At 65.2% G+C, this 12,246-nt stretch carries 10 protein-coding genes; 2 read left to right on the forward strand and 8 right to left on the reverse strand.

The window, feature by feature from the left end; translation table 11 throughout:
* Nucleotides 1–113 precede the first annotated feature (113 nt).
* From VGR99_RS26555 to VGR99_RS26570, 4 genes are all read right to left on the reverse strand, one after another.
* A complete protein-coding gene (locus VGR99_RS26555) occupies nt 114–1,013 on the reverse strand; it encodes a carbohydrate ABC transporter permease (protein WP_414645177.1) in 900 nt (299 codons plus the stop codon).
* On the reverse strand, nt 1,006–1,962 hold the full coding sequence (locus tag VGR99_RS26560; protein ID WP_326902653.1) for a sugar ABC transporter permease: 957 nt from the start codon (nt 1,960–1,962) through the stop codon (nt 1,006–1,008). Before VGR99_RS26560 ends, VGR99_RS26555 begins: the two co-directional genes overlap by 8 nt.
* A gap of 136 nt (nt 1,963–2,098) precedes the next feature.
* Entirely contained in the window at nt 2,099–3,445 is a 1,347-nt protein-coding gene (locus VGR99_RS26565) for an ABC transporter substrate-binding protein (protein WP_326902654.1), read from the reverse strand.
* A 99-nt stretch (nt 3,446–3,544) separates the two neighbouring features.
* Nucleotides 3,545–4,588, reverse strand: a complete 1,044-nt coding sequence (locus VGR99_RS26570) for a C-terminal binding protein (RefSeq protein WP_326902655.1) — start codon at nt 4,586–4,588, stop codon at nt 3,545–3,547.
* A gap of 261 nt (nt 4,589–4,849) precedes the next feature.
* Here VGR99_RS26570 and VGR99_RS26575 point away from each other — a divergent pair, with 261 nt between their 5' ends.
* The gene (locus VGR99_RS26575; protein ID WP_326902656.1) at nt 4,850–6,535 is read left to right on the forward strand and encodes a methyl-accepting chemotaxis protein; all 1,686 of its coding nucleotides are present in this window, start codon (nt 4,850–4,852) and stop codon (nt 6,533–6,535) included.
* A 244-nt stretch (nt 6,536–6,779) separates the two neighbouring features.
* On the opposite strand, the gene VGR99_RS26580 is transcribed toward VGR99_RS26575, so the two are convergent.
* Together VGR99_RS26580 and VGR99_RS26585 are read right to left on the reverse strand one after the other, a co-directional pair.
* Nucleotides 6,780–7,757 carry a tripartite tricarboxylate transporter substrate binding protein gene (locus VGR99_RS26580; protein WP_326902657.1) on the reverse strand — a complete coding sequence of 326 codons (978 nt, stop codon included), beginning with the start codon at nt 7,755–7,757 and terminating at the stop codon, nt 6,780–6,782.
* 232 nt (nt 7,758–7,989) lie between these two features.
* Nucleotides 7,990–8,925 (reverse strand): DMT family transporter, encoded by a 936-nt coding sequence (locus tag VGR99_RS26585; protein ID WP_326902658.1) that lies wholly within the window; start codon nt 8,923–8,925, stop codon nt 7,990–7,992.
* A 105-nt stretch (nt 8,926–9,030) separates the two neighbouring features.
* On the opposite strand from VGR99_RS26585, the gene VGR99_RS26590 reads away from it, so the two are divergent.
* Nucleotides 9,031–9,420, forward strand: coding sequence for a DUF1330 domain-containing protein (locus tag VGR99_RS26590; RefSeq protein ID WP_414645187.1), 390 nt, complete (start codon nt 9,031–9,033; stop codon nt 9,418–9,420).
* Between the two features lie 30 nt (nt 9,421–9,450).
* On the opposite strand, the gene VGR99_RS26595 is transcribed toward VGR99_RS26590, so the two are convergent.
* The gene (locus VGR99_RS26595; RefSeq protein WP_326902660.1) at nt 9,451–10,383 is read right to left on the reverse strand and encodes a DMT family transporter; all 933 of its coding nucleotides are present in this window, start codon (nt 10,381–10,383) and stop codon (nt 9,451–9,453) included.
* A 154-nt stretch (nt 10,384–10,537) separates the two neighbouring features.
* Nucleotides 10,538–12,082 carry an NAD(P)/FAD-dependent oxidoreductase gene (locus tag VGR99_RS26600; RefSeq protein ID WP_326902661.1) on the reverse strand — a complete coding sequence of 515 codons (1,545 nt, stop codon included), beginning with the start codon at nt 12,080–12,082 and terminating at the stop codon, nt 10,538–10,540.
* Between the last annotated feature and the right edge of the window lie 164 nt (nt 12,083–12,246).

Here is a 12,246-nt window from a genome sequence, read left to right on the forward strand (position 1 = left end):
GGTGCTTATTGGCGGCGCCAATCATCGAACCAGCCGCAGGCGGGGCTGGTAGCACCAAAGAAGGCAAGCGATCTATCACGATAGCACGATAAGCCGTGATCGCGCGGACGCCGCTACTCCTTCACTGCGCCGGTCAGCGAGGACACGTAATAGTCTACGAACAGCGAGTAGAAGATCGCAACCGGCAGCGAGCCGAGCAGCGATCCCGCCATCAGCGCGCCCCATTGGTAGACGTCGCCGGTGACGAGCTCGGTCAGGATCGCGACCGGCACGGTCTTGTTGGCGCCGCTCTGGATGAAGGCGAGCGCGTAGATGAACTCGTTCCAGGACAGCGTGAAGGAGAAGATGCCGGCCGAGATCAGGCCGGGCACCGCCAGCGGCAGCGTGATCCGGCGCAGGATCTGCAGCCGCGTCGCGCCGTCCACCAGCGCGCATTCCTCGAGCTCGTAGGGGATCGACTTGAAATAGCCGATCAGGAGCCAGGTGCAGAACGGCACCAGGAAGGTCGGGTAGACCAGGATCAGCGCCATCGGCGAATCGAACAGGCCGAACTGCACCACCACGGTCGCGAGCGGGATGAACAGGATCGACGGTGGCACGAGATAGGCGAGGTAGATGCCGAGGCCCACATAAGGGCTGCCGCGGAAGCGCAGGCGCTCGATCGCGTAGGCCGCAAGCGTGCTCGCGATCAGCGACAGCGTGGTCGAGCCGATCGCGACCAGCATCGTGGTCCACAGCCAGCGCGGATAGGCGGTGTTGAACAGCAGGTGCTTGATGTGCGCCAGCGTCGGCGAGGAGATCCAGAACGGATTGTGCTCCTTGTAGTTCATCAGCTCCGCGTTCGGCTTGAACGAGGTGATCGCCATCCAGTAGAACGGGAACAGGAGGATCAGCACGAAGCAGCCGAGCGGCAGGTAGATCATCATCAGCCGCCGCAGCCCGGAATCCCAGGCCATGGTGTCGGGTGCGGCTTTTGCGTCCGCGACGGCGGATTGCGCGACGGTATCAGTCATTGCTTTCTCCCTGCTGCCATTTGCGGCGCGCCAGGCCGAAATAGGAAAACAGCGTCGCGAACACCAGGAACGGGATCATCGACACCGCGATCGCCGCACCTTCGCCGAGCTCGCCGCCGGCGATGCCGCGCTGGAAGGCGAGCGTCGCCAGCAGATGCGTCGAGTTGCCGGGGCCGCCGCGGGTGATGGCGTAGACGAGCTGGAAGTCGGTGAAGGTGAAGATGATCGAGAACGTCATGACGATGGCGAGGATCGGCATCATCATCGGGAAGGTGATGTAGCGAAAGCGCTGCCAGGCGCTGGCGCCGTCGAGCATGGCGGCTTCGTAGAGCGAGGGCGAGATGGTCTGCAGGCCCGCCAGCAGCGAGATCGCGACGAAGGGAATGCCGCGCCAGATGTTGGCGGCGATCAGCGAGAACCGCGCCGGCCAGGGCGAGCCGAGGAAGTCGACATTGCTCGTGCGCCAGTGCAGCACGTCGACCAGGAGATAGGAGATGATCGAGAACTGCGGATCGTAGATCCACCAGAACGCCAGCGCCGACAGCACCGTCGGCACGATCCAGGGCAGCAGGATGATCGCCCGCAGCAGGCTCTTGAACGGAAAATGGTTGTTGAGCAGCAGCGCCAGCCAGAAGCCGAGCGCGAATTTCCCGAACGTCGCGATGCCGGTGTAGACCACGCTGTAGAACACCGCGTTCCACCACAGCGAATCCGTGAGCAGGTACTGGAAGTTCTCGAGGCCGACATAGTCGCCCTTGCGGCCGATCGTGGTGTCGGTGAAGGCGAGCCAGACGCCGAGGCCGAGCGGATAGGTCAGGAACACCGCGAGCAGCCCGAGCGCGGGCGCAAGGCACATCGCGATCAGGAACGGCTTGTAGTCGAACAGCCGCACCAGCCAGTTCGGCTGCCGGTTGGCCATCAGAGGAGAGGAGAGGGTGGTCACGGACATCAGGGCGTTGTCCTGTCTATGAGAGTCACCACTCCGTCATTGCGAGGAGCGAAGCGACGAAGCAATCCAGGCTGTTGCCGCGGAGGTAGACTGGATTGTTTCGCTTCGCTCGCAATGACGGCCGTTCTTTCCGCCGCTACTTCTGCCGCCGGAAGTATCGCTTGCAGCGCTGCTCGGCTTCCGCGGCCGCGGCTTCCGGCGTGGCGGCGCCGGTGGCAACGGATGCGAACATCTGGATCAGCACGTAGTCGGCGCTGACGGCGCCGGTCGCCGTCGAGATCGGCCCCGCATAGCCGTCGTAATAGGTGCTGTTCATGGTGTCCTTGAACAGCTTCACCTTCGGATCCTGCGACCACACGGCCGCCTCGGCATAGGCGGCCAGCGGCTGCGACCAATAGCCGGAGTTGGCGTTGAGCCACGGCTCGTACTGGTCCTTCTCCAGCATGTATTGCAGGAAGGCCTTTGCGGCGTTGGGATACTGGCTGTGCTTGAACACCATGGCGTTCAGCGTCAGGCCCGCCATCGGCGAGACCTTGGCGACGCCCTTGGGCAGCAGCTGATGCTCGCTGTCCTCGGCGATCGCCTTGGTGGCGGGATCGTTCTTCAGCGAGAAGTACAGCGAGACGCCGTTGGCGGTCAGCGCGATCTCCTGCGAGGAGTAGGCGCGGTTGTTGCTGACGTCGTTCCACGACGTCGTGCCGGCGATGAAGGTCGGGTAGAGCTGCTTCACCCAGTTCAGCGCGGCGATCGTCTCCTTGCTGTTGATGGTGACGTTGCCCTCTTCGTCGAGCAGCGCCGCGTTGTGCGACCACAGCGCCCAGCTGGCAAAGCCGTTGCCGTCGCCCTTGGCGTTACCGAGCGCGAAGCCGGCCGGCTTGCCGGCCTTCTGAAGCTTCTGGCAGAGGTCGAGGATGCCGGCATGATCTTCCGGCACCTTGTCGAAGCCGACCGATTGCAGGATCGATTTGCGGTAGATCAGGGGGCCCGCGGTGGCGCCGAACGGCAGTCCGATCCAGGCGTCGCGCTTGTTCTTCTTGCCGTAGCGTTGCGCCAGCGGCAGCCAGCCGCCATAGCGCTTGCCGACATAGTCGGCGACGTCGGTCAGCTCGATCAGCTTGTCGATGTAGATGTGCGGTGCATCAGAGAAGCCGATGATGATGTCGGGGCCGGCGCCGGAATTGGCGGTCACCGCGGTCTGCTGGTTGATGTCTTCCCAGCCGACGAAGTCGACCTTGATCTCGACCCCGGTCTCCTTGGTGAATTTCGCCGCATTGGCGCGGAACACGTCCTCGTCGGCCTGGACGAAGCGCACCGGGCGCAGCATGCGCAGGGACGCGCCCTTCTCGATCTCGCGCTTGGGCGCCGGCACATCGGCGGCCTTGATGTTGGATGTCGTTGTTTGCGCCGCAGCACCGGTGGCCGCGAACGTTGCGGCGGACAGGCCCAGCGCCAAGGCATCACGACGTGTGATGTCGTTCCTCATCAGTTCCTCCCTATGATGTCTCCCTTCCCGGCGTTGATCGCCGGTGAAGGGCCGTTTCAGTCACTTGCCGCTCTTTCGGCGCGCTTTGCGCCGGCCGCCTTAGCTGTTCGGGCCGCGGTCCATGCCGACGGGCTGCCAGCGGCGGAGCGCGGTGTCCTGCAGCACCGACGGATTGACGCAGCTTACCGGCCACATGCCCTGAAGCACCAGTGACAATTCGTAGCCCACGCGGCGCTTGCGCGCTTCGTCGAACCGTGCCGAGGCCGAGGCGACATGGGCGGTCAGGGTCACGTTCTCCATGCTGAGGATGGGATTGTTGTGGGAGGGCGGTTCCTTCTCCAGCACGTCGAGGGCGGCATGCGCGATCCAGCCCTCTTGCAGCGCCTTGATCAGGCTCTCCTCGTCCACCGTCGCGCCGCGGCCGGTGTTGATGAAGACCGAGCCCTTCTTCATCTGCCGAAAGTGCTTCTCGGTCAGCATGTGATGCACCTCGGGCCGGGCAGGGGCGTGCATCGAGACGAAGTCGGACTGCGACAGCACCTCGTTCAGTGTCGCCGGGATGACGCCGTGGTCCCACATCAGCGTTTCCTGGATGAAGGGATCGTAGGCCATCATGCGCAGGCCGAACGGCGCGGCGCGCTTGGCAACCGCACGCGCGACGCGGCCGAACGAGATGAAGCCGAGCGTCTGGCCCATCAGCCGCGGTATCTTGAGCAGCGCCGGCCGGCCTTCGGCCCAGCGGCCGTCGCGCACCATGCGGTCCTGCTCGACCAGGCGGCGGAAGCCGGCGAGCAGCAGCATCATGGCGTGGTCGGCGACCTCCTCGATGAAGGTGTCAGGGATGTTGGTCACCGGGATTCCACGGGCCGTTGCGGCCTTCACGTCGACGCTGTCGACACCGACCGAGCCGAGCGTGATGACCTTGCAGCTCTCCAGCGCGTCGATGATGGTCTTGGTGATCGGGATGCCCTTGGCGTAGATGGCGTCGGCATTCTTGGCGGCGGCGATGAACTCCGCCTCGTTGGCCGGCGCTTCGACGATCTCGGCATCGATCGGATCGAGCGCCTCGCGCTCGTAGGAATAATCGCTGCCCGCGACCGTGAAGCTCGCGCCCTTCGGCGTCACCACCCTGTATTTCGGCATTTCCTGCTCCCGATTTGGTTTGTCGGTTCTTGTTGCGGGCCCGGCCTTCTTGGCGGGCCTTTGCGTCTTTTACGCGAAATCGACGGGCGCGCGTACAATTCCCGGTTGTCGGCTCCAAGATAAATTGCCGGATTTGGCGCCATCGTCCGGGCTTCTACGGAGGCACGTAAGTAACTTGCTAAGGTGTCACACACTAAAAGTTGATTCAATTTCGATCGATTCACTCGCGTGCCCGTATTCCATTTTTGCCGGAGCCATCCCGTGAAGTTGAGCAATCTGAAGATCGCGCCCAAGCTGGGCATCCTTGTCGGCGTCACCCTGTTCGGCCTGTGCATTTCCGGCGTTCTCGCCGGCTACCTGATGAAGCGGGAGATGGTGAATGCACGCATCGACCAGACCAAGTCGATCGTCGACCTCGGCCGCAACTACGCCGCCGCGCTGAAGAAGCGCGTCGATGCCGGCGAGCTGACGAAGGACGCCGCGATGGCCGATCTTCGCCGCTACGGCAATGCGATGACCTACGACAACGGCTCGGGCTATCTGTTCGGCACGTCCTATGACGGCATCACCCAGCTCGCACCCGATCCGAAGCAGATCGGCAGCAACCGCATGGACGTCGTGACCAACGGCCGCAAGCTGTCCGTCGAGCTGATGGAGGGCGTCAAGGCCAACGGCTCGATCCTGCTCTATTATGATTATGTGAAGCCCGGCCAGGACAGGCCGATCAGCAAGATCGGCTATGCCGTCGCGGTTCCCGGTTTCGACATGTATCTCGGCACCGGCGCCTATCTCTCCGACATCGACGCCAAGATGGGCCCGGTCTACTGGCTGCTCGGCCTTGCCATGCTTGGCATCGTCATCGTCGCAGGCAGCGTCGCCTGGATGATCGGCCGCAGCATCAGCCGTCCGCTGGCCCTGCTCGGCGCCCGCATGAAGGATCTCGCCGACGGCAAGCTCGAGGGTGAGATTCCCGGCGTCGGCCGCGGTGACGAGGTCGGTGCGATGGCCTCGACCGTCCAGATCTTCAAGGACAACGCGATCCGCATCCGCGATCTCGAAAAGACCGAGGCGGCTGCGAAGGAGCGCGCCGCGGCGGAACGCCGCAGCGCGATGGAGGACATCGCCAACGACTTCGAACGCAGCGTCAACGGCATCGTGCGCTCGGTCTCCTCGGCCGCGGCCGGCATGCAGTCGACGGCGCAGTCGATGACCGCGACCGCCAGCGACGCCTCGTCGCGTGCGGCTACCGTCGGCGCGGCCTCCTCGAAGGCCTCCGGCAATGTCGGCACGGTGGCCGCCGCCGCCGAAGAGCTGTCGAGCTCGGTTGCGGAAATCTCCCGCCAAGTGACGCGCTCGACCGAAGTTGCGAGCCGCGCCGTCAGCGATGCCGAGCGCACCAACGCCACGGTGCAGGAGCTCTCGACCGGCGCCGAGAAGATCGGCGAGGTGGTCAAGCTTATTCATTCGATCGCGGCGCAGACCAATCTGCTCGCGCTCAACGCCACCATCGAGGCGGCGCGCGCCGGTGAATCCGGCCGCGGCTTCGCCGTCGTCGCCTCCGAGGTCAAGGCGCTGGCCAACCAGACCGCCAAGGCCACCGAGGAAATCTCCGCGCAAGTGGCGGCGATGCAGACCTCGACCAGTGATGCGGTCGCGGCGATCGGCGGCATCACGCAGACGATCGCCGAGATGAGCGAGATCACCGCGGGCATTTCCGCCTCGATCGAGCAGCAGGGCGAGGCGACGCGCGAGATCGCCCGCAACATCCAGTCGGTCGCGGCCGGCTCGAGCGAGATCAACGCCAATATCGGCAGCGTCACCTCGGCCGCGGAAGCGACCGGCACCGCGGCCGGCGACGTGCTGACCAACGCCCGCGAGCTGGACAGCCAGTCCGGCGCGCTGCGCAACGCGGTGGACGGCTTCCTCGCCAAGGTCCGCGCGGCCTAAATTCTAGCGCTGAATTCGTTGGGTGGGCAAAGACGCGCAAGCGTCGTGCCCACCTTTTCTTTTTGAGCTTGTCGAGATGTTGGTGGGCACGCTTCCGCTTTGCCCGCCCTACGAGTTCCGTGCCCCGGGCGCAGCGCAGCACGCAGTGATGCGCTGCTGAACCGGGGCCCATGCCGCGGCATTCTGGATCCCGGCTCTGCGCAGCAGCGTTTCACGCTGCAGCGCGTCCGGGACACGAGACCGCCTACTGCTTCTCGATCCCCGCGTCCTTGATCAGCCGCTCCCACAGCACGAGCTGCTCGTTGACGAATTTGCCGAGTTCTTCCGGCGTGCCCGAAAACGCGTCCATGCCGAGCGTGGCGAGCTGGGCCTTGATCTCCGGCTTCTCGACGATCTTGCGGATCTCGGCGTTGAGCCGCGTCACGATCTCCTTCGGCATGCCGGCGGGGCCGAAATAGCCCTGCCACGAGGAGATATCGAAATCCGGCACGCCGGCCTCCTGCATCGAGGGCAGGTTCGGCACCAGCGGCGTGCGGTCCTTGGTGGTGACGGCGAGCGCGCGCAGCGCGTTGCCCTGGACGTGCGGCAGGCCGGTCAGGATGTCCACGAACATCATCGAGACGCGGCCGCCCATGACGTCGTTGAGCGCCGGCGGCGAGCTCTTGTAGGGCACGTGCAAGAGGTCGAGCCCGGCATTGTGCGCAAAGGTCGCACCCGACACGATCGCCGAGGACGAGCCCGAGGCGTAGCTCAGCTTGCCCGGATTGGCCTTGCCGTAGGCGACGAGCTCCGCGACGGATTTCGCGGGCACGTCCGGGTGAATCACCAGCATGAAGGGCAGATCTCCGGTCCGCGCGATCGGGGTGAAGTCCTTGACCGGATCGTAAGTGAGGCTCTTGAGCAGATAGGGATTGGCCGAATGCGTGGTGTTTGTCGTCACCAGCAGCGTGTAGCCGTCGGGGGCGGCGCGCGCGACATAGGTCGCCGCGATCATGCCGTTGGCGCCGGCCTTGTTCTCGATCACGATGCCGACGCCGAGCGCCTGCGACAAATGCTGCGAGATCAGCCGCGTCGTGGTGTCGGTACCGCTGCCGGCCGCGAATGGCAGCACCAGCGTGATGTTGCGGCTCGGCCAGGTGTCGGCCTGCGCGGTGGATGCGGCGGCGAGGCACAGCGCGGCGGTGCCGATCGTGCGCAGGTTTCGAAGCAGCCTTGAAAGCATGTGTGGTCGTTCCCTCTTTTTCGTTGGCGGGGAACCTAGCCGGTCCATATCAAAATCGGAAGACGGGAGTTTGACTCGAGGTCTCGTGCCCCGGGCGCAGCGCAGCACGTTAGTGATGCGCTGCTGAACCGGGGCCCACGCTTGTGGCAGACTGGGTCCCGGCTCTGCGCAGCGTCACTGCGTGCCGCAGCGCGTCCGGGACACGAGAGCGCGTAACGTCCGCGGCGCGGAATTACTTCACCGCCGAGCCCTGGCGCGAGGCGATCACGACGCCGGCGAGCACCAGCGCGTAGCCGACCAGATGAAACGGCTGGAGCTTCTCGCCGAGCAGCAGGATCGCCATCGCCGAACCGAACACCGGCACCAGATGGAAGAACGGCGCGGCCCGGTTCGGCCCGATCAGCGCGACGCCGCGGTTGAAGAACAGATAGGCGAGCGTCGAGGGGAAGATCAGGATGTAGCCGAGCGTCAGCAGCGTCACGGTGTCGAATTGCATGACATTGCCGCTCCAGGCCTCCCAGACCGCGGTCGGCAGCAGCATCATCGCGCCGCAGCAGGTGGTGAAGGACAGGAAGGAGAGCTGATGAACCTTCGGCCGGCGCGGGATGAAGGCGGAGTAGATCCCGAACGCAATCAGCGAGGAGGCGAACATGAGGTCGCCTCTGTTGAACGAGATGCTCGCCAGCGCCGCGAGATCGCCGCGCAGGATGATGATGAGCACGCCGAGCAGCGAGATCGCGATGCCGGCGAGCTGTCCGCGCGTCAGCCGCACGCCGAACAGCACCAGCGACCACAGCGCCACGAACAGCGGCCCGGCCGACTGGATCAGCAGCGCGTTCAGCGCCTCGGTGTATTGCAGGGCCCAGTAGGAGATCGCGTTGTTGAAGGCGAAGCCGACCAGCGACAGGAACAGCATCAGCGGCAGGCTCCGGCGCAAGGCCGGCCAGTCGCGTTTCAGATGCGGCCAGGAGAACGGCAGCAGGATCAGGAACACGCCGAACCAGCGGATCGTGGTCACCGTCAACGGCGGCACATGCGCGCCGACATGGCGCGCGAGCACGATGTTGCCGGCCCAGAACAGCGAGCTCAGGCTGAGCAGCAGATATGGCTGGTTGTTGAGCCAACTGGCCGGATTCGAGGCCGGTGGCGCGGGTGAAGCGATCGTCATTGGCGTCGGATACGACCTTGCGCCCGATTGCCGCCGTGACACAAGTCACGCCTCCGCAATGCTACAATGCAGGCATGACCTGAGGAGGTGCCATTGGCGGTCAATATGTTGAACATCGAAGGCCTGGAGCGGCTCGATCGCCAGGCGCCCGTGGTGATGCTGAACCTGATGCGCTTCCACGATCGCTCGCGCGACGGCGATGGCTCGGGCTGGGACGCTTATCTCCGTTACAGCGCCATCACCGTGCCGATGATCAAGGCGCGCGGCGGCACGCTGCTCTGGACCGGCGAGGCCAAGGCGGTCGCGCTCGGTCCGCACGCGGGCAACGAATGGGATTTCGTCGCGCTGGTCTATTACCCGTCGGTCGCGGCTTTCCTCGACATGATGACGTCGGAGTCCTACGAGCGGCAGGCCGACCCGCATCGCCGCAACGCCTGTGCCGAACATGTGATCATCGCGACCGAGCAGGCCTACAGCAAGTTCAAGACGACGTAGGGGCTCGGCGTGCTTGGATCGAAGTGGAGGCTACGCCGTCTGCTTCCGCGATGCCGCGAACACGCCCGACAGCACCAGTGCGAAGCCGATGAAATGGAAGGCTTGCGGGTGTTCGCCGAGGAAGACCATCGCCATGATCGAGCCGAACACCGGCACGACGTGGAAGAACGGTGCGGCGCGGTTGGCGCCGATCAGGCGCACGCCGCGATTGAAGCAGAGATAGGCGAGCGTGGACGGAAACACGGCGACATAAAACAGGGTGAGCAGGTTCGGCGCGTCGAGCTTCATGACGGGGCGCGCCGACAATTCCCAGATCTCGAGCGGAATGAGACAGGCGGCGCCGGCGCCGAAGGTGAAGGCGAGGAACGACAGGCCGTGGATCGGGGGCCGCTTCAGGCTCAGCACCGAATAGAGCGCGAAGATCAGCAGCGCGACGATGAAGATGAGGTCGCCCTTGTTGAACTCGATGTTCGACAGGGTGGTGAAGTCGCCATGCAGCAGGATGGTCAGCACGCCGCACATCGACAGCAGCACGCCGAAGGCCTGCGCCGCGGTGAGGCGGATGCCGAGGATGACCAGCGACCACAGCGCCACCAGCAGCGGCGCGGCCGACTGCAGCAGCAGCGTGTTGAGCGCCTGAGTGTGCTCCAGCGCCCAATATTGCAGCGTGTTGAAGGCGCCGATGCCGGTGATCGAGAGCGTCACCATCAGGCCGAGCTTGCCGCGGATCGCGGGCCAGTCCTGCACCAGGTGTTTCCAGGCGAACGGCAGCACCAGCAGAAAGGCGAACGACCAGCGCAGGAACGACAGCGTGACCGGCGGAATATGGCCGGCGGCGAGCCGCCCGACGATGGCGTTGCCGGCCCAGCACAGCGCAGTGATGCTGAGCAGCAGATAAGGCTGGTTGGCGATCCAGTTGTGACCGGATGTCTCGGTGCTGGTGGTCTGGCCGGTGGCGGACATTGTGATTGTTATGGCCCCGCGTATACGCCGAGGCCCCGGCCCGGAACTGTCCGGGCCGGCTGATCGCCCGGCGTCATTCAAAGACACGGAAATGTGCCTGATATCAATGGGGCGAGGCGCATCGCCTCCATGCGCCGCGGGAAGCGGAGGAACTTCAGGAGGATCTGGCGTCCGGGCGCATGGCAGCGCGCGCGGCCCATCCACCGCCGAGAATGGCGCCGGTGAAGCCTCCGCTGCCCGTAAACGCCGATGCGAGATAGAGGCCATCGATCGCGGTCGCCGGCGCAGGCGCGAAACCGCGTGTCTGTGGTGCGAAGCCGTAGACGGCGCCGCCCGGCGTGTTGAGGTAATGCGCAAAAGTTTCCGAGGTCGACATCTCCCGCTGCACGATCGCGCCGGCAATGCCCGGATACTGCCGGTCGAGATCGGCAATGAGGAGGTCCATCCAGCGCTCCTTGCGCGAGCGCTTGGCCTCGGCGGAGAGACCGGTCCAGTTCGCGAGCCGGTCGACCCCGACGAGTGCGCCGAGATAAGGCCCTTGCTCGTTCAGGCCCGAATCGATCTGGTCGTAGGCGACGAAGCCGTAAGGAGGCAGACGTGCCGGCGAATCCTCGCCCGGCATCGCGCCGGCCTCGCGCAATCCGGACAGGTGCGTCAGCCAGCCCGGCAGCACGCTGGTCGAATAGTGCCTGACGCCGAATTCGCGCGACGGGCGGCTGAGGCCGATCGCGACGCTCCACAGCGAGATCGACGGTCGCCGACCTTCGTAGCGTGACAGGAACGCAGCACGCTTGTCCTGCGGCAACATCGATGCCAGCACGGAGGGAGCCGCGTTGCCGAGCACGATCGGTGCCAGCTCCTCGCGCACATCGTCGGTCCCCGCCGCGCGATGGCGCACGCCGCGGGTGCTGTTGCCGTCGACGAGGATAGCTTCGACCTCGCGCCCCGCCTCCACGGCGCCGCCGGCGTCGCGGATGATCGCGACCAGCCGGTCGCTGAGCGCCTGCGATCCGCCGCGGACATAGTGGCCCCCGCCAACGAGATAGGAGGCCTGCGGAATTGCGAACGGGATGAAAGGCATCGTGTCGGGATCGTCGGTGTAGTAGCTGAGGTTGGAGGCGAGCGCGAGCTTGATCGCCTCGCTGTCGCCGAACAGGCGCGCGAGCACGTCGCCCAAGGTCGCGTGCCGGTCGCGGATCAGCGGCCACAGCCGCCACGGCAATGTTGGCGCATTCCAGAGCCACCAGTCGCGGTCGTCCTGATGCTCGCTCATCAACGCGACCGCCTGCCGGACGGCATCGATGCGCTCGAAATATTGTGCAATGCCTTTCGCCTGCCCCGGAAACTGCGCCGTCGCGGCGGCGGCCGCGGCGTCGAGACCGTGCGGCATCACGAAGGGCTGCTCGAACAGCGGGCTTCGCACCTCGTGCAGCACACCGACATCGACGAACGGCAAATCGCGATCAAGGCCGAGCGCGCGCAGAATCGGCAGCTTGGGATCGGATGCATCCAGGCCGTCGATCTCGTGCAGCGAAGCCTCGATTGCAAGCGGGCCGTGACGATAGACCGTGGCCGCTCCGCCGAAACTGTGGTTGCGCTCGAGCACCAGAACCTTGTGGCCGGCGCGGGCGAGCAATGCCGCCGCCGTCAGGCCGCCGAGCCCGGATCCGATGGCAATGGCATCAAAGCTGCGTGACATCTCTCGTGGCCTCGCTGCGCCGTCGGGGCGGAAGCATGGCCCGCCGCGACGGCTCCGGGGTGATCGCGGCCGATATTATGAGTTGTGCAGCGGTGAGCGTGGTTGACGTGCGTCAATCACGGCCGTCTGAAATTTGTGCGGGTCCGGAGCTGCCTGAAATATTG

The sequence above is a fragment of the Bradyrhizobium sp. genome, assembly GCF_035935975.1.
GTDB lineage: Bacteria > Pseudomonadota > Alphaproteobacteria > Rhizobiales > Xanthobacteraceae > Bradyrhizobium.